This window comes from Natronococcus occultus SP4, from assembly GCF_000328685.1.
Taxonomy (GTDB): domain Archaea; phylum Halobacteriota; class Halobacteria; order Halobacteriales; family Natrialbaceae; genus Natronococcus; species Natronococcus occultus.
On record NC_019974.1, the window covers coordinates 3,528,174 to 3,549,550 of the forward strand.

Genomic DNA, 21,377 nt, shown 5'->3' on the forward strand with positions numbered 1-21,377 from the left:
TGTTTATGTTCCTGCAGTAATATTGTATCTAAAACGACCGATAATACCTGAAATCAACATGCGGGAACGCAATTCACGGGAAGGACAGCGATACGAACCACTGCGAGCGGTTGACGGAAGCGAAACAGCGAAACGATGACAACACAAGTACACGATCGAACCAATGGGGACGGGACCGAGGGCTCCCACGAGGACGCACTCGATCTCGACGGTGACGACGAAGCACAACACGGCCAGACGAACCCGTCCGGAATCGAATTCGTCGCGCGCGAGACGCTCGATGGGGTCGAGTGTCGGATCTCGTCGAACAGCGAGGGACTGATCACGGCCTACCTGCTGACCGACGGCGGGACGGTGCTGGAACGCCAGACGATCGCCGGGCTCGATCCCGGCGAGACGTTTGCCTTCGAGAGCCGCCTCGAGGCCGGCGAAACGTACCGGATCCAGTGTGACGCTCACGGACGGAGCTACGTTCGGGGTCGGTCGGCGGTCGACTACCCCTTCGAGAACGATCGGTTCCGTGTCACGAACGGGCTGTACACCAGAGCCGGCGCGGAGTCGACCAGCTACCGCTACTGTATCGATCGGATCGGCCCGGTTCGAGAGACCGAACGCGAGGACGCGATCGATCTCGACAGCGACGAGGAGGGCCAATCCTGGGCGAGTCTGACCGACCGGTCCGGCGTTCGGATCCGGACCGCCGAGCCCGTCGACGGGCTCGTCTGTCGCCTCTCGGAGCTCTCGGAGGGGCTGATTACGGGGTATCTGACCACGGACTCGGGGGCCGTCCTCGAGCGACAGACGATCGCGACCCTCGAGGCCGGCGACACGGTCGCCTTCGAGACCGAACTCGCGGCCGACGAACACTACCGCGTCGTCTTCGACGCGCGCGGACGGAGCTACGTCCGCGGGCGAGCGTCCGTCGACTACCCCCTCGAGTCCGAGACGCTCGAGGTAACCGACGGGATCTACGGCGGCGACGAGCGTTCCGACAGCTACCGCTACTGTATCGACCAGATCTGGCCCGACGGCGCCGGCGCGGTCGTCCACACGAGCGAGAGCGACGCGAGCGACGACGAGGACGACGGGACCGATACGCTCGACCTCGGCAGCGACGAGGAGGGCCAGTCCTGGAGTTCGCTCGACGAGCCCTCCGGCGTTCGGTTCCGAACCGACGAGGACGTCCGCGACGTGACCTGTCGGCTCTCGGCCGAGACCGAGGGGGTCACGACGGCGGCGTTGACCGACGACGCCGGCGACGTCCTCGAGGAACGATCGATCGACGGCCTCGAGGCCGGCGAGACGTTCAGCTTCGAGACCGACCTCGCGGCCGACGATCATTACCGAATCCTCTGTGACGCCGACGGTGACAGCTACGTTCGCGGTCGAACCGGGATCGGCTACCCGGTCGCGAGCGACGTTCTCGAAGCGACCCACGGGATCTACAGCGGCGACTACGAGTCCGAGAGCTACCGCTACTGTGTCGATCGGATCACGGTCTCGGTCGCCGAGAGCGAACCCGGCGAGCCCGAAAACGAGGAGCAAGAGCCGGAGGAGTCCGAACCGACGACGAGCACGGTCGAGCTCGACAGCGACGAGGAAGGCCAGTCCTGGAGCTCGCTCGACGACCTCTCCGGAGTCCGATTTCGCGCACACGACGATCTCGAGCGGCTGACGTGTCGGATCTCCGGTGAGAGCGACGGCCTCGCGAGAGCCCAGCTCACCGACGACGACGGCGGCGTCCTCGCGGAGGTCTCGCTCGACGACCTCGAGGCCGGCGACGAGTTCACCCTGGAAGCCGACCTCGCGGCCGACGACCACTACTGGATCCTCTGTGACGCCGACGGCGACAGCTACGTTCGCGGGCGAGCGTCCGTCGACTACCCGTTCGAGGACGACCTGCTCGCGGTCACCGAGGGCATCTACGGTGGCTACCTCGAGTCCGACAGTTACCGCTACTGCGTCGATCGGATCACCGCCGAGCGAGCCGGCTCCGACTCGGAGTCGGGCACCGAGATCGAACGCGAGGAAAGCGAGCTAGATCTCGGCGGCGACCAGGAGGCTCAGTCCTGGAGTTCGCTCGACCGCCCGTCCGGGGTTCGACTCCGGGCCGAGGAAGACGTCGACGTCCTCGAGTGTCAGCTCTCGGGCGAGACCGAGGGTGTCACGACGGCGGTGTTAACCGACGACGACGAGGACGTCCTCGAAGAGCGTTCGATCGCCGATCTCGAGGCAGGCGACGCGTTCGCCTTCGAGACCGCCCTCGAGGCCGGCGAAACGTACCGCGTCCTCGTCGACGCCGACGGCGACAGCTACGTCCGTGGCCGATCCGAGGCCGACTACCCGATCGAAGACGACCTGCTCGCGGTCACCGACGGGATCTACGGCGGCAGCTACCGCTCCGAGAGCTACCGGTACTGTCTCGACCGGGTCGCCGCCGAGCGGGAGTACGAGGTCTCCGTCGACGACGGCGAGGACGACGCCGACGAGACGCCCGACCACGAGGTCGCGACCCTCGAACTCGGCGACGACGAGGAGGGCCAGTCCTGGAGCTCGCTCGACGACCCCTCCGGCGTTCGGTTCCGGACCGAGGCGCCTGTCCACACCCTCGAGTGTCGCCTCTCCGCGGAGAGCGAGGGGCTCACGAGGGCTCGGCTCGCCGACGACGACGGCGACGTCCTTGCGGAGCGTTCAATCGCCGACCTGGCGGCCGGCGACGAGTTCGTCCTCGAGGCCGACCTGGCGGCCGGCGAGACCTACCGCGTCGTCTGTGACGCCGAGGGCGAGAGCTACGTCCGCGGGCGGACCGGGATCGAATACCCGGTCGCAAGCGACCTTCTCGAGGCGACCCACGGGATCTACAGCGTCGGCTACGAGTCCGACAGCTACCGCTACTGCGTCGATCGGATCACCGCCGAGAGCGGCGAGATGTCCGACGACGCGGACGACGCCGACGAACCCGAGCAGCCCGCACTGGAGCTCGGGGACGACGAGGAGGGCCAGTCCTGGAGCTCGCTCGACGATCGTTCCGGCGTTCGCCTGCTCGCGACCGAGTCGGCAGACGCCCTCGAGTGTCGCCTCTCCGGGGAAACGGAAGGCGTCACGAGAGCGTATCTGACCGACGACGACGGCGACGTCCTCGACGACCGATCGATCGCCGGTCTCGACGCCGGCGAGACGTTCGTCCTCAACGGAAGCCTCGAGGCCGACACGCACTACCGCGTGCTCTGTGACGCCGACGGCGAGAGCTTCGTTCGGGGTCGCACCGAGATCGAGTACCCGATCGCGAGCGACGTCCTCGAGGCGACCCACGGGATCTACGGCGGCGACCTCGAGTCCGACAGTTACCGGTACTGTGTCGACCGGATCGAGCCGACCGAGCCGGTCGAAAGCGAGCCCGAGCCAGTATCCGCTCCGACGCCCACCGAGTCGACCCACGGGCTCGTGGCGGAGGTGATGACTCCGCCCGACGACGTGACGACCGTCGACGTCGTCGCCGAGTCCTCGATCGACGAGAACGGCGACCTGGCGGCGGAGATCCTCTCGTATATCGGCTCGCAGAGCGAGGTCAACCACGAGTTCGTCCTCCCGATGGGAAGCTACACGTGGAACACCGAGTTCGTCGTCTTCGATCCGATCGAGTACCTCGAGATCAGAGGCAAGCCGCGGGCGACCCTCGAGATCCGCGATCACGGTGTCGACATCGCGTTCCTGCTCGGACAGTGGGCGACCAACAACCCGCCGAAACACGTCGCGCTTCGGAACCTCGACGTCGATATCGACGACCAGGCCGAACGCGACGCCGGGCTGATCAGCGCCCACGTCGGCCGCTGTCTGATCGACAACGTCGAACTCGTCGGCGAGCGCTGGCGGCACGGCCCTCACGGCGGTGACCGCTACACCTGTATGATCAACACCCGAGATCCCAACGCACTGTCGTTGATCCGCAACTTCGGGCTCCCCGACGGCGAGATCGCCGACTCGAGTCAGCCGTCGGTCGGCCACTCGATCGGCTGCAGTGCCGACCCGCCACACGAAGGGATCAACATCTGGGATCGGTGTTACGTCGAGGATTACGTCGACAACGGTCTCTACGTGCGAAACAGCGAGGGCGAGAACTTCGTTGATCACAGTATGGCGGTCAACTGCGGCAACGGGAACATCCGGATCGGTGCCGCCGACGAGGCCCGCGACTGTAAGATCCTGCTCGACGGCGGTTCCGATCAGACCTACCCCGGGGCCGGCCTCTGGCTAAACGGCGGCGAGGCGATCGCCGAGCGGATCGAGATCGACGGCTCCGACGCACAGAACGACATCGTCAGAGTCAACAGCGACGCCGACGGCGGCCACATCAAGGATCTCGACCTGTTCTGTGGTCCCAACGTGCAGGCGCCGGCGATCCGCTGTACGGAGACGAGCAGTACGAACAACCGCGGACTGACGATCGAGGACTTCGACGTCGAGGACATCACGACCGCCGCGGGCGGCAGCGTCCGCATCCGGCGTTCCGACGTCACGCTCACGAACGGGACGATCGACGCCTCCTACCGTCCGGCGCTGACCGGCTACGGTGATCCGGATCTCGAGGACGTCGACATGTCCTGAGCCAGGAACCGTATCGAATCGGTTCCGTCTCTCGTGTCGTCTCGGACGTGACTCGAAAAGGTTGAAGCCGACGCCGATCGTCGGTAACGATAATGTTCGATCCCGAGGAACTCGAGGAGATCCGCGAGAGCCGCGAGGAGTGGCACGAAGAGGAGGTCGAGCCGGTGCTCGACCGATTCGGCGAGCGCAAGGACCAGTTTACGACCGATACGGGCGGCCAGGAGGTCGATCGGCTCTACACGCCCGAGGACGTCGGCGACCTCGACTACCAGGAAGATCTGGGCAACCCCGGTGAGCCGCCGTACACACGCGGGGTGTACTCGACTGGCTACCGCGGTCGGCTGTGGACGATGCGCCAGTACGCCGGGTTCTCGACGCCGGAGGACACCAACGAGCGCTACCACTACCTGCTCGACCAGGGCCAGACCGGGCTCTCGATGGCCTTCGACCTGCCGACCCAGATGGGGTACGATTCGGACGACGCGATGGCCGCCGGCGAGGTCGGGAAGGCCGGCGTCGCGATCGACTCGCTTGCGGACATGGAGACCGTCTTCGACGGCATTCCGTTAGACGAGGTCTCGACCTCGATGACGATCAACGCGCCCGCGTCCGTCCTGTTGGCGATGTATATCGCGGTGGGCGACCAGCAGGGCGTCGACCGCGCGGAGCTTCGGGGGACGATCCAGAACGATCTCCTGAAGGAGTACATCGCGCGCAACACCTACATCTACCCGCCCGAGCCCTCGATGCGGATCATCACGGACATCTTCGAGTTCTGTGCCGAGGAGACGCCGAAGTTCAACACGATCTCGATCTCGGGCTACCATATCCGCGAGGCCGGCTCCACCGCGGCCCAGGAGCTCGCCTTCACCCTCGGCAACGGCATCCAGTACGTCGAGGCCGCCCTCGACGCCGGGCTCGACGTCGACGAGTTCGCCCCGCGGCTCTCCTTCTTTTTCAACGGGCACAACAACATCTTCGAGGAGGTCGCGAAGTTCCGGGCCGCACGACGGATGTGGCACGACATCATGGAGGAGCGGTTCGACGCCGACGATCCCAAATCGAAGCAGCTGAAGTTCCACACCCAGACCGCGGGCTCGATGCTGACCGCCCAGCAGATCGAGAACAACGTCGTCCGGGTCGCCTACCAGGCGCTCGCAGCCGTCCTGGGCGGCACCCAGAGTCTCCACACCAACGGGAAAGACGAGGCGCTTGCCCTGCCGACCGAGGAGTCGGTCCGGACGGCCCTGCGGACCCAGCAGATCCTCGCCCACGAGTCCGGCGCCGCCGACACGATCGACCCGCTGGCGGGCAGCTACTACGTCGAATCCCTGACCGACGAGGTCGAGGACGACGCCTACGAAATCCTCGAGGAGGTCGACGAGCGCGGCGGGATGCTCGAGGCCGTCGATCAGCAGTGGGTCCAGCGCCAGATCCAGGACACCGCCTTCGACCGCCAGAAGGAGATCGAGGAGAAAGAGCGCGTTATCGTCGGCGTCAACGAGTTCGAAGTCGACGAGGACCCGGAGATGGACGTCGAGGAGGTCACCGAGGAGGACGAACGGCGCCAGGTCGACCACCTCGAGTCGGTCCGCGAGGAGCGCGACGACGAGGACGTCGACGCCGCCCTCGAGGCGCTGCGGGACGCCGCACGCGGCGACCAGAACGTCATGCCGTACATCGTCGACGCGGTGAAGGCCTACGCGACGGTCGGCGAGATCTGTACCGTCTTCCGCGAGGAGTTCGGCGAGTACCAGCCCGGCAGCGCCGTGTAGCCCTCGGCCGCTTGGGGAACGAGCGAACTACGGCCGGGGCGCGACCGGTTCGAGCCGATCGACGTAGTCGTTGAGCGACAGGGCAAACTCGCGGGCCGTCGGGAGCTCCCGCCAGGCGTACTCGAACTCCATCCCGCGCTCTTCGCCTTCGCCGGTGACGACGTGGGTCCAGGCGTCGCGGTCCTCCTCGACGGAGACCTGAAAGAAGTGACGGCGGTAGAGCTTCGCGGGCGAGAGCCGACGCACCCAGACGTCGTCCGCCAGGCGTCTGACCGACTGCAGCTCGGTGAGCCCGCTCTCCTCCGCGACCTCCCGTCGGAGCGCTTCGAGCGGCGATTCTCCGGGTTCGATCGTCCCCTTCGGGACCTGGAGACCGTCGTGGCCGTCCGCTTCGAACGTGAGCAGCTCGCGATCGTTTCGGGTGATGTACGCACAGACTTTGGGAACGCACGGTACCTCGGTTCCAACCATAGCCAGTTACTTTACGACCGTCCATAAAACTCTTTCTAAGGTTGAAGCTAACCCACTATATATTCCTAAAGGACGACGGCTGATCTCGAAGACGGGTAGATTGACCCAGGACCGAAACCCCGACACCGTCGGTCGGCGCGCCGACGAGACGACGCCCCGGAGCCGACCCTGCGGACGAGCAGGGAGGACTGAAGCCCGTCGACGTCGAACGAACCGACGTGACCGACAGCCACACGATCGACGCCGGGAACGCGGCGATCCCGGCGCTCGGGTTCGGTACCGCGCGAATGACCGGCGACGACTGTCGCGAGGCGGTGACGTCCGCGCTGGAGGCCGGCTACCGCCACCTCGACACCGCCCAGCTGTACGACAACGAGGACGCCGTCGGCGACGCGCTCGCGGCGAGCGACGTCCCCCGCGAGGACGTCTTCGTCGTGACCAAACTCGACACCGACAACCTCGCCCGCGAGGACGTCCTCGCGTCGACCCGCCGGAGCCTCGATCGGCTGGGGCTCGGAACGGTCGATCTCCTCCTGATCCACGCGCCCCGCGACCGCGTCCCCCTCGAGGAGACGCTGGACGCGATGAACGAGCTCCAGAGCGAGGGCGCCGTCGAGCACATCGGCGTCAGCAACTTCTCGGTCGAGCAACTCGAGCGCGCCCGGGAGCTGTCGGCGACGCCGATCGTCGCCAACCAGGTGAAGTACCACCCCTACCACCGCCAGGACGAGCTCCTGTCCTACTGCGCCGACAACGACGTCTGTCTGACGGCCTACAGCCCGCTCGCCGAGGGGGCCGTCGTCGGCGACGACCGTCTCGCGGAGATCGGCGAGCGCTACGGCAAGTCGGCGTCCCAGGTCGCGCTCCGGTGGCTGCTCCAGCAGCCGGCCGTGGCGGCGATTCCGAAGGCCGCGAGCCCCGAGCACGTCGCGGCGAACGCCGAGATTTTCGACTTCGAACTCTCGACCGCGGAGCGGCGACGGGTGTTCGAGCTGACCGATCCGCGTCTCACCGCCCGGATCGCGTCGAAGCTCGGACTGGACTGACCGACGGGCAAGCACTTATCCGGCTTACCCGTCACTGAACGGCTATGAGCGACGGTGTGGGGGCACCCGACGACGGGGTTCGAGACGACGCGGCCGAGAGACGATCGCTCGAGCAGTACCGGACGCTAACGAACGCGATCGACGACGGCATCTACCGGCTCGACACCAACGGTCGGATCGCCGCCGTCAACGACGCCGTCCTCGAGCAGACCGGGTACGCCCGGGAGGAACTGCTCGGCGAACAGCTCGTGGCGCTCGTCGACGAGGACGACCTCGCCCGCTTCGATCGGGCGCTTCGCGGGCGACTCGAAACGGGCGACGCTCCCGAGACGACACTCGAGCTCGCGATCGAGACCGCCGACGGCGGTCGACTCCTCTGTGAGGTTCGGTTCAACGTCCTCGAGGCCGACGGCGAGTTCGAGGGTGTCGTCGCCGTCGCCCGGGAGGTCGACGGAGCTCCCGAACGGGGTCGTTCGGACACAGTCTGGGAAGCCGACGAGTCCATCTCTTCGGTCATCGACGAGGCCGACGTCGGCGTGTTCGTCCTCGACGAGACGTTCGACGTCGTCTGGGCCGACGAGACCGTCGAAACCTACTTCGGCGTGGATCGCGACGAGCTCATCGGCCGGAACAAACGAACCGTCATCGAGGAGACGATTCGCAATCGTCTCGCCGATCCCGAGGGGTTCGCGGAGACCGTGCTTGCGACCTACGACGACAATACGTCCGTCGAGCAGTTCGAGTGTCGCATCACGGACGGCCCCGACGGGAAGGAGCGCTGGCTCGAGCACCGGAGCAAGCCGATCGAGTCCGGACGGTACGCCGGCGGTCGCGTCGAGCTGTACTACGACGTCACCGACCGGAAGCGATCCGAGCGTGCCCGGCGCGAGAGCGAGCTGCGCTTCGAGTCACTGGTCGACGCCGTCGACGAGTACGCCATCTTCGTCCTCGATCCCGAAGGACGGGTCCAGAGCTGGAACCGGGGCGCGAAACGGATCAAGGGGTACGACGTGTCGGAGATCGTCGGCGAGCACTTCTCGACGTTCTACACCGACGACGACCGGGCCGACGGCGTCCCGGAGCGAAACCTCGAGCGGGCCAGAACCGAGGGCAGCGTCGAGAACGAGGGGTGGCGCGTCCGCGCCGACGGGTCGCGGTTCTGGGCGAACGTGACGATCACGCCGATCAGGGAGGACGGCGAGCTCCAGGGGTACGCGAAAGTCACCCGCGACATGACCGAACGCCGGGAGCGCGAACAGCAGCTCCAACGCGAGCGAGACCTGACCGAACGGATTCTCGAGACGAGCCCGGTCGGGATCGCAGTCGTCAACCCCGACGGGTCGACCAGCCGGGCCAACGAGCGGATGGCGACCCTGCTCGGCGTCCCGCCGGACGAGTCCTCGGAGTACGCCGCGGGCCAGCGGGAGATGTACGACGCCGAGGGGCGACTGCTACCGATCGAGGATCGACCGGCGGGCCGGGTCTTCGAGACCGGCGAGCCCGTCTACGACCGAGAGATCCGTCTGGATCGGCCCGGAAGAACGCGGACGTGGCTGTCGATAAACGCCACGCCGATCGGTACCGACGAGGAGGTTCCCGAGCAGGTCGTCGTCACCGCGACGGATATCACCGATCTGAAAGAGCTGGCCGAGCGGCGCAAACGGGAACTCGAGGAACGAGAGAAGGAGCTGGCGGCCGTCAAGCTCGCGACGAGCCTGCTCGAGACCGGCGACAGACCGGTCGAGGAGCTGCTCGAGGAGTTCGTCTCGAAGCTCCCCCGGTCGTTCCGGTATCCGGACCGAACCGCAGCCCACGTCTCCGTCGGCGAGCACGAGGCAGCCACCGACGCCTACGGCACCTTCGAACGCCAGATCACCGCCCACGCCAGTACGGACAGCGGGACGTCGATCCGGATCGACGTCGGCTTCGTGGAGCCGCCGCCGGAAAGCGAGTCCGACCCGTTCATCGACGAGGAACGGGAACTGATCGATACGCTCGCGACCCTGATGACGTTTCACTTCGAGCGCCGGGAGTACATCGACGAACTCCGGGCCGAAACCAGGCGACTGGAGCAGTTCGCGTACGCGGCCTCCCACGACCTGCAGGAGCCGTTGCGGATGGTCTCGAGCTACCTCCAGCTCATCGATCAACGCTACGGGGACGAGTTCGACGCCGACGGCCGGGAGTTCCTCGAGTTCGCTCTCGAGGGCGCCGAACGAATGCGCAACATGATCGACGGCCTGCTCGCCTACGCCCGGGTCAAGACCCGCGGGGGGCCGCTCGGACCCGTCGATCTCGACGCCGTCCTCGAAGGCGCCCGCTCGAATCTCGAGATGCGAATCGAGGAGAGCGGCGCCGACGTCGAGGCGGAGTCGCTCCCGACCGTCGAGGGCGACGAACACCAGCTGCGGCAGGTGTTCCAGAACCTGCTTGAGAACGCGATCGAGTACAGCGACGACACCCCGCGAATCCGCGTCTCGGCCGAGCGGCGCGGACCGGAGTGGGTCGTCTCGGTTCGCGACGAGGGGATCGGGATCGAGCCGGAGGACCGCGAGCAGATCTTCGAGATGTTCCAGCGGCTCCACAGCCGCGCCGACCACGGGGGAACGGGGATCGGGCTCGCGCTCTGTGAGCGGATCGTCGAGCGCCACGGCGGCGAGATCTGGGTCGACTCCGAACCCGGCGAGGGGTCGACGTTCTCGTTTACGCTGCCAGTCAGGGGATCGCCGGAAGGGTAACACTCTCCGTCCGGCGGCCCGAACCGCTCGCCCGATGCATATCGATCACGCAGGGATCGCGACCGACGACGCCGCCGAGCTGGCGGCGCTGTACGAGGTGCTGTTCGACCTCGAGATCGCCCACGAGGAGGAGTTCGACGGAATGTCCGTCGTCTTCCTCGACTGCGGGAACGGCTACCTCGAGCTGCTCGAGCCCCTCGAGGACGGGACGATCGCCCGCTACCTCGAGGACGACGGCCCCGGAGTCCACCACCTCGCGCTCGCGACCGACGACATCGACGCCGCCCTCGAGACCGCCCGCGAACACGACGTCGCGCTCGTCGACGAGGAGCCACGGCCCGGCGCGTGGGGCCACTCGGTCGCTTTTCTCCACCCCAAGGATACGGGCGGGATCCTGATCGAGTTCGTCGAACACTGAGCTCAGTCGGTCTCCCGTTCGCTCGCGGGCGCCCGAACCGTCTCCTCGGCACGGACGTGGACGATCTCGACCCGTTCGTTCTCGCGCCGATCGACGGGGAGCTCCAGTCGGTACTCGACGACGCCGAGACACTGGACGCAGACCCCGTCCAGGGAGCCGACCCGGATCGCGACCTCGAGGACGTCGCGGTCGTCGGGACGAGAAACCGACTCGAGCGCGATCTCGTGGCAGGGAGTCGGCGTTCGGATCAGCCCCTCGATCACGACTCCGTCATCGGGACACCGAACCGTCGCCCCGTTGCGCTCGTCGCCGGCACAGCGCCCGCCGCGACGCTCGAGCGACGGCTCTCGATCGTCGTCCTCGCGGCCGATGACCCCGCTACCCGCAGCGATTCCGCTCGCGACGCCGTGTAGTATGGTTCGTCGTCGCATACCAAACCGTCCACGTCGCGGTAGAAACGTCTTCGCCGCGGGTGCGGCCGCGCTCCTACCGGAGCCGGTGGATCACGCGCAGCAGGATCGAGGTCGCGGTCCCGATCCCGGGGATCCGCGTCGACAGCGCTGCGGCCGCGAGCAACAGCAGGCCGCTCTTGGGTCGGCCGCGGGCGAACGCCAGTCCCGCGTCGATCACCGTCGAGACGATACTGAGCTTGTTCGCCGACGAATCGGCGAAACCGCCGTTAGTGGACATCGTCCTCGATAGAGGCGAGCCGCGAGGAAATACTCCCCCCTTGCCCGTCCAAGCGAACCCCACCCCGGTGGCCGGGTCGATGACGCTGACGACGCCGACGTCGATCGACGCGTTCGGCGCCGACCCGCCCCGTTGCACGTCGGCAGTCCTATTACCGTCCGACGACGCGTTGGGAACGGATGAGCGAACTAGCCGCGCCCGTCGGATTTCTGGTCGACGGAGACCCCTCGCCGGAGCAACACGCTGCCCTCGAGTGGGCGGCGGCGGCCGGGATCGACGCCGAACCGATCCCGCTCGCCGACGTCGCCGCCGACGCCCGCCTCTCGGAGTACGACGTCCTCTGGTGGCACCGCGTTGCGCCCCTCGAGGACGGCGATCCCCTCGAGGACGTCCGCGGTCCCCTCGAAGCGTCCCTCGCGGACGGCCGTGGGCTCTTGCTCTCGCTGCGCGCGCTCGAGGCCGTCCCCGGGCTCGGGATCGACCCGGTCGGTCCCGACGTGTCGGTCGTCGAGGACGCAACGACGACGACCGGGCTGCTCTGGAAGTCACTGCGGGCCGACCACCCCGCCTTCGACGGCTTCGAGGAGCTCCGGGTTCCGACGCGAGCGCCGGAAGGCGATCAGCCCTGCGCGCGCTACGAGCGCGTCCTGCCCGAGCGGGGCGCCGTCCTCGCGAGCACGCTCCGCGCGGACCGCGAGGCCCCCGCCGAACCCGCCCTGGTCGGCTGGCGGGTCGGCGACGGCGACGTTGCCGGGCTCGGAACGGGGATCCGCTTCGACGGCCCCGCCCCGGAGGACGCCGCCCGCAATCGTGGCCGCATCCTCGAGAACCTGCTCGGGGGTCCTGGCCGCGGACGACGAGCGGCTCGTCGAGAACGAGCCCGGGAGCGTCGCCGAGCTGTCGGCGGCCCGCGAGCGGCTGGCCGACGATCACCACCGTCCGCGGTACCACGTCTCGCCGCCCGGCAACTGGCTCAACGACCCGAACGGGTTGATCGAGTGGAACGGAACCTACCACGTCTTCTACCAGTACAACCCCGCGGGGCCACACCACGGGACGATCCACTGGGGCCACGCCGTCAGCGACGATCTGGTGAGCTGGGAGGACCGCCCGATCGCGCTGACGCCCTCGCCGAACGGTCCCGACCGCGACGGCTGCTGGTCAGGCTGTGCGGTCGACGTCGACGGGACGCCGCAGATTCTCTACACGGGTGGTCGCGACGACGTGCAGCTCCCCTGCCTGGCGACCGCGGCCGACGACGAGCTGACGGGCTGGGAGAAGTCGCCCGAAAACCCGGTCATCAGGTCGGTTCCCGTCGAGCCGCCGCTTCGCTCGAGCGAGCACTGGCGCGCCGAGTTCCGCGACCACAACGTCTGGCAAGAGGACGGCGTCTGGCACCAGCTCATCGGCTCCGGGATCGAGGACGGCGGCGGGACCGCACTGCTGTATACAAGCGAGGACGACGACTTCACCGACTGGAGCTACGAGGGGCCGATCCTCTCGGGCGAGCCCGAGGAGGACGGCATGATCTGGGAGTGTCCGGAACTGCTGGATCTCGACGAGAAACGGCTGTTACACGTCTCGAACTACGAGGCGGTCCGGTACTACCTGGGCGAGTACGCGGATGGCTCCCTCGAGGTCGATCGGACGGGACTGCTCGATCACGGCGCCTTCTACGCGCCCCAGTCGCTGCGGGACGACGACAACGACCGGTGGCTCACCTGGGGGTGGATCAAACCCGACCGGAGCCCCGAAGCACAGTGGGACGCGGGCTGGTCGGGCTCGCTCTCGGTCCCGCGGCGGATCGACCTCGACGAAGCGGGGCGGCTCCGACAGCGCCCCGCCGCCGAGCTGACGGCGCTTCGCGGGGACCGGGCCTACGCGGGCTCACCGACCCTCGAGGACGAACACCGGGAGCTGCCGTTTACCGGACACTCGTTCGAGCTCCGGGCCGAGATTCGCCTCGAGGACGCCGCGGAGTGTGGCCTGGCGGTTCGGCGCTCGCCCGACGGCAAGGAAGAGACGCTGTTGCGGTACACCCGCGAGAGCGACCTCGTCGTCGACCGCGCGGCGTCGACGACCGACCCCCGCGCCTCGACCGACCCGGTCTCGATGCCCGTCACCCCGGTCGACGGGCCGCTCTCCCTTCGCCTGTTCGTCGACGGCTCCGTCCTCGAGGTCTTCGCGAACGAGCGCCACTGTCTGTCGACCCGGATCTTCCCGACACGCGAGGACACCGACGGCGTCTCGCTGTACGCCACCGACGGGCTGGCCGCCTTCGAGGACCTCGAGTGCTGGACGATGGGGTCGGCCTGGCCATCGGTAGATGACACAAATATAGCGAACGCCCACGACTTCAGTCGTGGGTCCAAGCGGTAGGCAGAATTCCACAAACCACGCACGTCACTCGGCTCGTGATTCCCCCGTTACTCCGACTCGCCGGCAACCACATCTCTGAACGAGGAAGCCGCGGCACCAACTACAGGTACCGAGACCCGTCCGCGTCGCTCTCCGCTCGGTACGACGACAGCAGGGCCGGGAGGTCCTCGTCCGGCAGCGGCAGGTAGCCGTGCTCCAGCGCGCCCAGCACGCGCGTCTCCGTGCCGCCGACGTCCAGCCGGACGGTCGGGGCGAGGGTTCCTCCGAACCGGCGCTGCTGTTCGTCGGCGGGGAGGTCGGCCACGTCGTCCAGCGAGAGTCCGCGCAGGTCGTAGTAGTTGAAGAAGCTGCTGACCAGCACCTCCTCGCGGTGAGGGTAGGCCAGCCAGGAGTAGGTCTGGAACGGCGCGCTCTCGGGGTTGGTCAGGACCAGCCCGGACTCGTTCAGCGGGACGTACTCACCCCGCAGCGAGTCCGCGACGAAGCCATACAGCGCGTCGTAGCCGTCGATTCCCTCGGCGAACGTGTGCTCGTGACTCGAGAGGAAAAGGTAGTACCGATCGTTCCGGACCACGAGGTGTGGACGCTCGAGCTCCTGGTTCGTGCCGACGCCCTCGAGGATCGGCGGCCGAAGCTCCCAGTCGGTCGGATCGCCCGACGGCGAGACGGCGATCCCGACGCTCCCGTTGAAATCGAGGTGTTCCGGATCGGTGCCGTACCGGTCGCTCGCCCGTTCGGGGTCGGGAACCGGCGTGTTGGCCTCGAACAGCAGGTAGGTCTCCCCGGTCCGGGGATCCTCGAAGAACCACGGATCTCGGAAGGTGTAGATCATCCCCCGAGACTGTTCCTCGCGTTCGTACTCGGTCCCGTCGGGCTCGAGCAGGATCTCGTGGTCGAACGGCCCCGAAACGTCGAGGCCGTCGCCGTCGGTCTCGACGGTTCCACCCGAGCCGACCGCGATCCGCTGGGTGTAGGTGAGCTCGTCCTCGCCGCGGGTTCCCGAGGCGGTGTAGTAGACGTACAGCTCCCCGTCGCCATCCCCGCGCTCGTCGTACAGCGCCGACCCCGCCCACTGGCGCGAGCCGAAGGGGCCGTGGGCTCCCGTTCGGTCGCTCCCGTCTCGCTCCCGGGCGTCCTCGAAGACGGGGCCGCCGCAGGTCCACTCGCGGCCGTCCCGGGAGTAGAAGTACCGGATCGTCGCCACGTCGTGGCGCGTCCCCGGCAGCAACTCGGCGGGCGCCGTTAGCGAGAGGATCACCCGGTAGCCGTCGATCTCGGCGATCGAGCCGTCCCGGTTGCGAAGGAGCCAGGTGTCCCAGACGTGCAGGTCGGAGTCGAGCTCCGAAGCGGGCGGGTAGACGACCGGCGCGAGCGTCTCCTCGCTTCGCCGGATCGCGGCCGCCTGCGAGCGCGTCCACCGCGAGATCGACCGCTGCTCGCGGTCGACGGTCGGTTCGTCGTGCATGTCGTAGCCGTCCGCGAGCGGAGCAGAAAAACGATGTGAAGCCCGGACGCGGTCGTCGGCTTAGTTCCCGTCGGCCGGCTCCTCGTTCCCGTCCGGCGTCTTGGACTCGTCTCGGGGGACGTCGATGCTGTCGGGCTGTTGTCCCATGTCCTCACCCTCCTGAATCGCCTTGGCTTCCTGTTCCATCGACTCGACGTCCATCTCGAGCTCCTCGTCGATCTCGCCGAGGATCTCGCTGATGTCGTCGAGACCGATCAGCTCGCGGGTCTCCTCGTCGAACTCGAGGCTCTCGAGCTGGCCGTCTTGCTGCTGGACGTCACTGCCCGAGAGGTGTTTGCCGTACCGGCCGACCATCGAGGTGAGCTCCTGGGGCATGACGAAGGTGGTCGACTCGCTCTGGCCGATCTCCTCTAAGGCGTCCATCCCCTTGTCGATGACCGCGCGCTCGCCCATCGACTCCGCGGAACGGGCCCTGAGGACGGTCGAGATCGCGTCACCCTGCGCTTCGAGGATCTGGCTCTGCTTTTCCCCCTGGGCGCGGATGATGTTGGACTGTTTGTCACCTTCTGCCTTCTCGACGGCACTGCGGCGTTCACCCTGTGCCTCGAGGATCATCGCCCGGCGTTTGCGTTCGGCGGATGTCTGCTGTTCCATCGCGCCCTTGACGTCCGGCGACGGCGTGACCTCTCGAACCTCGACGCTCTCCACTCGAATTCCCCACTCGTCGGTGGGTTCGTCCAGTTCCTGGCGGATCCGCTCGTTGATCATCTCCCGGCGACTAAGCGTGTCGTCGAGCTCCATGTCGCCCAGCACAGCGCGCAGGGTCGTCTGGGCGAGGTTCGAGACGGCCATCTTGTAGTCGTCGACCTCGAGGAACGCCCGTTTGGCGTCCATCACGCGGATGTAGACGACGGCGTCGGCGGTCACCGGGGAGTTGTCTCGGGTGATCGCCTCCTGGGTCGGCACGTCGATCGTCTGAGTCCGCATGTCGAAGGTGTAGACCCGCGAGACGAACGGCGGGACGATGTTCAACCCCGGCTGGAGCAGCTTGCGGTACTCGCCGAAGATCGTCAGCGCACCCCGGTTGTAGGCGTCGACGATCTCGACCATCTGCCAGACCGTTATCGCGACGACCACCAGAACGAGTACTCCGAGATACAGCATCGGGTCGATTCCCGGGTCCTCGAACTGCAGGAGTGTCGCCACCAGCGCGTTCATAGTCGCACCAGGGCCTCCGACCGAATAACTCTTCGTTCAGGAATATGTGAACGAGTGTCATTCACCGGACGGAGTTGCCGGTATCACTCCGATTTCTATCGGTCCGACTCGCGATCCGCCGAGCGCTATCACTGGCAGCATCCGAGGACACAACGTTCGATGTGATCCGTGGTCGACCAGTCCCTTGGGAGGCAGGCACAACCCTTTCCCGAGCCGATAGCTTGCTTCGCTCCATGAACGAACGGCTGCTGGTCCCGATCAACGACTCGGATCCCGCACGGGCCGCACTCGAGGACGCAACCGAGCTGTTCGATCCCGGGGAGATCGTCCTGTTGCACGTCCTGGAGATGGACGAGCTCACCCACGGCGCGGCCGGCGCCGCGGCGGGGAGTCTTCGGGACGAACGCGAGGAGGAGGCCGAGGAGCTGTTCGAAGACGCCCGACAGCGGATCGGCGACGAGGTCTCCGTCGAGACGATCCTCAAGACCGGACAGCCGTCGACGGTGATCGTCGAGGCCGCCGACTCGGGCGACATCGACCACATCGTCATGGGGAGCCACGGGCGGTCGGGGATCTCGGGGCTCCTGGTCGGCAGCGTCGCGAAGAACGTAATCGAGAGCTCGCCGGTTTCAGTGACGATCTCGCGTCCGTAGGGATCGACGCCGACCCCTGATCGCTCGTTTTTTGCCGTTCGTCGGAAACCGACGCGGGTCGGCTCAGTGCATCGCGGACTCGTCGATCTCCTCGGCAGGTTCGGGACCGTAGAACTTCAGCAGGACCGAGACGGCGACACAGATCGCGCTCAGTCCCGCGATGACGACGAACCCGCGAGCGTAGCCGATCTCGCCGTAGACGTCCACGAACACGCCGAGGATCGGGAGGACGAGGAGCGTCCCGGCGCCGCCGATCCCGCCGATCCAGCCCGAGGCGCCACCGACGGCGTCGGGGACGTACTTCGGGACAAGTTCGAACACCGCCGCGTTCGCGACACCCATCCCGGTACCCAGTATCATCATCCCGACGAAAGCAGGGATCACGGCCTGGGAGACGGTGGCGATGGCGGCGCCGACCACCATTACGGCGAAGCTGACGGCGGCGACGTTCTCGCCGCCGAACCGGTCGCTCAGGCTGCCGCCGGGAATTCTGACCAGCGAACCGTAGACGACGAAGACGCCCGCGAACAGCCCCGCCATCGCGAGGCTCATCCCGTGAAAGAGGTTCCAGTAGGTCGGGTACCACGTCGTCAGCGCGGTGAAACCACCCCCGTAGGAGACGGTGTAGAGGAAGACGAGGACCCAGGTCCAGTAGTTCGTCGAGGACTCCTTCAGGGAGTCCCACGTCCCGCCACCCGGGAAGACCTCCTGACCCAGGTCCTCGGCGACGCTCTGTGCTCGGTCGCTGTCGAGCCCTTTGTCGAGGAGCTGGAAGTAGTACGGGTTCGCGCCGTAGGCAAAGTACAGCGCGGTCGCGGCGAGCATGAAGACGAGCCAGCTCGAGTACGCCAGCGCCAGTCCCGCGACGCCGATGAGAAAGGGGATAACGGAGTTGACGATCCCCGGACCGATGTTACCGGCACCGCCGAAGACGCCCATCGCGAACCCCTGTTTGTCCTCGGGGAACCAGTAGGAGGTCTGTGCGATCCCGACCGAGAACGTCGCGCTACCGGCGCCCGCCAGGATCCCGAATACGAGCAGCGGGACGTAGAGATGGGAGCCGAAGTTGTCGGGATAGAACAGGAACAGTGTTCCGACTAGGCCGACGAACCCGACGAGCGTCGTTCCCATGAGGATGAGAATGGGCTTTCGCGCGCCGATGTCGTCGACCCAGGCGCCAAACGGCACCCGGAGCAACACCTTGCTGATGTGGGGCGAGGAGAGCAATAGTCCCAGAAGCGCCCCCGAGATACCGAGCGCCTCCTGAAACGTCGGCCCCGCAACGCCGTAGAAGGCGATTGTCGTGAGACCGGCGAAAAACGACAGCGTCGCCATCACTAACCCACGTCTGGGGCTACCCGAGAGATCGTACTCCGACCTGTGATCTACGTCCTGGCCCATACGCACGAGAATTGTCTCTTATCAAATAATTTCCTGCCTTCGCCATAAGGCCCACTTAGTGGGGGAAGAAGCTCTAAAATACGGCCTTCTGTACGAGGGTGCACAAAAATATCTGAAGGAGTAACAGTTTGAGTTGGACTGGGTGGCGGCGACGAGAGCAGGTGAGCACCCTTAAGAGCCGCCGGAAACAGGGTTCGCGTATGCAACCGCGCGACCTGTCCGACCACGTCGCTTACGAGGCGGGTCGAGGCATCGAGGAGGTCGCCCGCGAACTCGGGCGCGACCCCTCGGAGTTCATCAAGCTCGCCTCGAACGAGAACCCTCACGGCCCCTCCCCCGCGGCCGCCGACGCGATCCGGGAGGCCGCCGGGAGCGTGAGTTCCTACCCCAAATCCACCCACACCGACCTCACCGACGCGGTCGCCGACCGCTGGGCCGTCGACCCCGCGCAGGTCTGGCTCGCCAACGGCGGCGACGGTGCGATCGACTACCTCTCCCGGGCGATCCTCGAGCCCGGCGAGGACGTCCTGGTCCCCTCGCCGGGCTTTGCCTACTACGGGATGAGCGCACGCTTTCACCACGGCGGAGTTCGGGAGTACGTCCTCGATCGCGAGGCCGACTTCGCCCAGACCCCCGAGACGGTGCTGTCGGCCTACGACGGCGAGCGGATCGTCTACCTCACGAGTCCGCACAACCCCTCGGGGTCGACGATCGAGCTCGCGGCCGTCGAACGGATCGCCGACGAGACCGACGAGGACACCCTCGTCGTCGTCGACGAGGCCTACGGCGAGTTCGCCGACGTCGACAGCGCCGTGGCCCTGCTCGAGGGCCGGGACGGGTTCGACGCACGCGACGATGTCGCCGTCCTGCGGACGTTCTCGAAGGCCTACGGTCTCGCGGGCGTCCGCCTGGGCTATGCGATCGTCCCCGCGGAGTGGGCCGACGCCTACGCCCGCGTGAACACCCCCTTCGCCGCCAGCGAGATCGCCTGTCGGGCGGGGCTGGCCGCGATCGATGACGACGAGCACGTCGAGCGAACCGTCGCGACGGCCCGGAGCTCCCGAGCGTACATGCGCGAACACCTCGACGCCCGGGTCTGGCCCAGCGAGGGGAACTTCGTGCTCGCGGCGGTCGGCGACGCGACGACCGTCGCCGAGGAGCTCCAGCAGCGGGGCGTCATCGTTCGGGACTGCTCGAGTTTCGGCCTGCCGGGCTGTATCCGGATCACCTGCGGTACCGAAGCAGAGACCGAACGCGCCGTCGAGGCGGTAAACGCCGTCCTCGCGGGTCGTTCGACCGAGCGAGAGGAGGTGACCGACGCGTGAGAGTCGCCGTCACGGGCACCCCGGGAACCGGGAAGACGACGGCGACGGAGCGACTCGAGGCGACGCTCGAGGACGCGAACGACGGCGACGAGCCCGAGGTCGTCCACCTCAACGAGATCCTCGAGGACGAGGAGCTCTACACCGAGGTCGACGCCGACCGCGAGAGCAAGATCGCGGACCTCGACGCGCTCTCGGAGTGGCTTGCGGACCGCGAGGACGTCGTCGTCGAGTCCCACCTCGCACACCACTTCGACGCCGACCGCGTGGCGGTGCTTCGCTGCGAGCCCGCCCAGCTCGAAGAGCGGCTGCTCGATCGCGGCGAGAGCGAGGCCAAGGCCCGTGAGAACGCCGAGAGCGAGGCTCTGGACGTCGTGCTGGCCGAGGCCGTCGAGGCCCACGGCCTCGAGTCGGTCTACGAGATCGACACGACCGACCGCGATCCCGAGGCGGTCGCCGAGGAGCTCGCGGCCGTCCTCGCGGGCGATCGGGAGCCAAGCGCCGGCGAGGTCGACTTCGTGGGGTATCTCGAATGACGCTCGATCAGCTCCGCCCGTACGTCACGGGCGTCCTCGATCCGTTCGTCGAGGGGTTCGATCGGCTGGGGATGACTCCTAACGGCGTCAGTCTGCTGGCGTTCGGGATGGCCGTACTGGCGGCGCTCGCCTTTCTGCTGGGGGGGCGAGCTTCCCCGATTTGGTTCGTCGCGGCCGCAATACTGGTCTTTCTGAACGGCTGGCTCGACGTCATCGACGGGGCCCTGGCCCGCGAACAGAACGTCGCCTCCGCGGGCGGAGACCTGCTCGATCACGTTATTGACCGCTACGCCGACATCGTCATCATCGCCGGGCTCGCGGCCGGCATCGAGAGCTACTTCCTGGGCTTTCTGGCTGTAACCGGGGTAGTGATGACCTCCTATCTCGGTACCCAGGCCCAGGCCGTCGGCCTCGATCGGGTCTACGGCGGGCTCATCGGGCGCGCGGACCGGCTGGTGATCATCGGCCTCGTCGGCTTTCTGGCCTACCCGTTCTCGGGGACGTACGGTGGGCTGACGCTGATCGGCTGGCTGCTGGTCTTTCTGGCAGTCGTCGGCCACGTCACCGCGCTCCAGCGGTTCTACTACGCCTGGATCGCACTCGATTGATCGTCCGGACCCCCGGCAAACGCCGCGACCGCCGCGTTACCGCCCGACTTCG

At 67.1% G+C, this 21,377-nt stretch carries 15 protein-coding genes and 1 pseudogene; 10 read left to right on the top strand and 6 right to left on the bottom strand.

All coding sequences use genetic code 11. The features are described from left to right. The first annotated feature begins 135 nt into the window (after positions 1-135). Together NATOC_RS17170 and NATOC_RS17175 are read left to right on the top strand one after the other, a co-directional pair. Positions 136-4,605, top strand: coding sequence for a hypothetical protein (locus NATOC_RS17170; protein ID WP_015322742.1), 4,470 nt, complete (start codon positions 136-138; stop codon positions 4,603-4,605). A gap of 92 nt (positions 4,606-4,697) precedes the next feature. Then, entirely contained in the window at positions 4,698-6,380 is a 1,683-nt protein-coding gene (locus NATOC_RS17175) for an acyl-CoA mutase large subunit family protein (protein WP_015322743.1), read from the top strand. A 27-nt stretch (positions 6,381-6,407) separates the two neighbouring features. Here the strand turns inward: NATOC_RS17175 and NATOC_RS17180 are convergent, their stop codons facing one another. Continuing rightward, on the bottom strand, positions 6,408-6,851 hold the full coding sequence (locus NATOC_RS17180; RefSeq protein WP_015322744.1) for an NUDIX hydrolase: 444 nt from the start codon (positions 6,849-6,851) through the stop codon (positions 6,408-6,410). Positions 6,852-7,069: 218 nt separating this feature from the next. Between NATOC_RS17180 and NATOC_RS17185 the strand changes: the two genes are divergently transcribed. The 3 genes from NATOC_RS17185 to mce are packed head-to-tail and all read left to right on the top strand — an operon-like array spanning position 7,070 to position 11,053. Further along, positions 7,070-7,897: an aldo/keto reductase gene (locus tag NATOC_RS17185; RefSeq protein ID WP_015322745.1), complete on the top strand. Its 828-nt coding sequence runs from the start codon at positions 7,070-7,072 to the stop codon at positions 7,895-7,897. 44 nt (positions 7,898-7,941) lie between these two features. Next, positions 7,942-10,635: a PAS domain S-box protein gene (locus NATOC_RS17190; protein WP_015322746.1), complete on the top strand. Its 2,694-nt coding sequence runs from the start codon at positions 7,942-7,944 to the stop codon at positions 10,633-10,635. Positions 10,636-10,669: 34 nt separating this feature from the next. Then, complete coding sequence (gene mce / locus NATOC_RS17195; RefSeq protein ID WP_015322747.1) at positions 10,670-11,053, top strand: methylmalonyl-CoA epimerase; 384 nt, start codon at positions 10,670-10,672, stop codon at positions 11,051-11,053. A 2-nt stretch (positions 11,054-11,055) separates the two neighbouring features. Here mce and NATOC_RS17200 read toward each other — a convergent pair whose 3' ends face one another. Further along, positions 11,056-11,484 carry a hypothetical protein gene (locus tag NATOC_RS17200; RefSeq protein ID WP_015322748.1) on the bottom strand — a complete coding sequence of 143 codons (429 nt, stop codon included), beginning with the start codon at positions 11,482-11,484 and terminating at the stop codon, positions 11,056-11,058. A 55-nt stretch (positions 11,485-11,539) separates the two neighbouring features. Beyond that, entirely contained in the window at positions 11,540-11,743 is a 204-nt protein-coding gene (locus NATOC_RS17205) for a hypothetical protein (RefSeq protein WP_015322749.1), read from the bottom strand. Positions 11,744-11,922: 179 nt separating this feature from the next. On the opposite strand from NATOC_RS17205, the pseudogene NATOC_RS17210 reads away from it, so the two are divergent. Then, positions 11,923-14,122: pseudogene (locus NATOC_RS17210) on the top strand (glycoside hydrolase family 32 protein). 100 nt (positions 14,123-14,222) lie between these two features. Here the strand turns inward: NATOC_RS17210 and NATOC_RS17215 are convergent. Further along, complete coding sequence (locus NATOC_RS17215) at positions 14,223-15,587, bottom strand: glycoside hydrolase family 68 protein (RefSeq protein WP_015322751.1); 1,365 nt, start codon at positions 15,585-15,587, stop codon at positions 14,223-14,225. Between the two features lie 60 nt (positions 15,588-15,647). Continuing rightward, entirely contained in the window at positions 15,648-16,805 is a 1,158-nt protein-coding gene (locus NATOC_RS17220; protein ID WP_015322752.1) for an SPFH domain-containing protein, read from the bottom strand. Between the two features lie 233 nt (positions 16,806-17,038). Here NATOC_RS17220 and NATOC_RS17225 point away from each other — a divergent pair, with 233 nt between their 5' ends. Continuing rightward, positions 17,039-17,458: a universal stress protein gene (locus tag NATOC_RS17225; protein ID WP_015322753.1), complete on the top strand. Its 420-nt coding sequence runs from the start codon at positions 17,039-17,041 to the stop codon at positions 17,456-17,458. A gap of 63 nt (positions 17,459-17,521) precedes the next feature. Here the strand turns inward: NATOC_RS17225 and NATOC_RS17230 are convergent, their stop codons facing one another. After that, a complete protein-coding gene (locus NATOC_RS17230) occupies positions 17,522-18,859 on the bottom strand; it encodes an MFS transporter (RefSeq protein WP_015322754.1) in 1,338 nt (445 codons plus the stop codon). A 200-nt stretch (positions 18,860-19,059) separates the two neighbouring features. Here NATOC_RS17230 and hisC point away from each other — a divergent pair, with 200 nt between their 5' ends. From hisC to NATOC_RS17245, 3 genes are read left to right on the top strand one after another with little or no spacing between them, the layout of a single operon-like run. Continuing rightward, positions 19,060-20,184 carry a histidinol-phosphate transaminase gene (hisC, locus tag NATOC_RS17235; RefSeq protein ID WP_015322755.1) on the top strand — a complete coding sequence of 375 codons (1,125 nt, stop codon included), beginning with the start codon at positions 19,060-19,062 and terminating at the stop codon, positions 20,182-20,184. Then, positions 20,181-20,717, top strand: coding sequence for an adenylate kinase family protein (locus NATOC_RS17240; protein WP_015322756.1), 537 nt, complete (start codon positions 20,181-20,183; stop codon positions 20,715-20,717). The genes hisC and NATOC_RS17240 overlap by 4 nt, the downstream gene beginning before the upstream one ends. Further along, positions 20,714-21,325 (top strand): CDP-alcohol phosphatidyltransferase family protein, encoded by a 612-nt coding sequence (locus NATOC_RS17245; RefSeq protein ID WP_015322757.1) that lies wholly within the window; start codon positions 20,714-20,716, stop codon positions 21,323-21,325. Before NATOC_RS17240 ends, NATOC_RS17245 begins: the two co-directional genes overlap by 4 nt. Positions 21,326-21,377 lie beyond the last annotated feature (52 nt).

Coding starts and splice junctions, on each gene's coding strand:
- NATOC_RS17170 (WP_015322742.1), top strand. CDS start 136: ATGACAACACAAGTACACGATCGAACCAATGGGGACGGGACCGAGGGC.
- NATOC_RS17175 (WP_015322743.1), top strand. CDS start 4,698: ATGTTCGATCCCGAGGAACTCGAGGAGATCCGCGAGAGCCGCGAGGAG.
- NATOC_RS17180 (WP_015322744.1), bottom strand. CDS start 6,851: ATGGTTGGAACCGAGGTACCGTGCGTTCCCAAAGTCTGTGCGTACATC.
- NATOC_RS17190 (WP_015322746.1), top strand. CDS start 7,942: ATGAGCGACGGTGTGGGGGCACCCGACGACGGGGTTCGAGACGACGCG.
- mce (WP_015322747.1), top strand. CDS start 10,670: ATGCATATCGATCACGCAGGGATCGCGACCGACGACGCCGCCGAGCTG.
- NATOC_RS17200 (WP_015322748.1), bottom strand. CDS start 11,484: ATGCGACGACGAACCATACTACACGGCGTCGCGAGCGGAATCGCTGCG.
- NATOC_RS17205 (WP_015322749.1), bottom strand. CDS start 11,743: ATGTCCACTAACGGCGGTTTCGCCGATTCGTCGGCGAACAAGCTCAGT.
- NATOC_RS17215 (WP_015322751.1), bottom strand. CDS start 15,587: ATGCACGACGAACCGACCGTCGACCGCGAGCAGCGGTCGATCTCGCGG.
- NATOC_RS17220 (WP_015322752.1), bottom strand. CDS start 16,805: ATGAACGCGCTGGTGGCGACACTCCTGCAGTTCGAGGACCCGGGAATC.
- NATOC_RS17225 (WP_015322753.1), top strand. CDS start 17,039: ATGAACGAACGGCTGCTGGTCCCGATCAACGACTCGGATCCCGCACGG.
- NATOC_RS17230 (WP_015322754.1), bottom strand. CDS start 18,859: ATGGGCCAGGACGTAGATCACAGGTCGGAGTACGATCTCTCGGGTAGC.
- hisC (WP_015322755.1), top strand. CDS start 19,060: ATGCAACCGCGCGACCTGTCCGACCACGTCGCTTACGAGGCGGGTCGA.
- NATOC_RS17245 (WP_015322757.1), top strand. CDS start 20,714: ATGACGCTCGATCAGCTCCGCCCGTACGTCACGGGCGTCCTCGATCCG.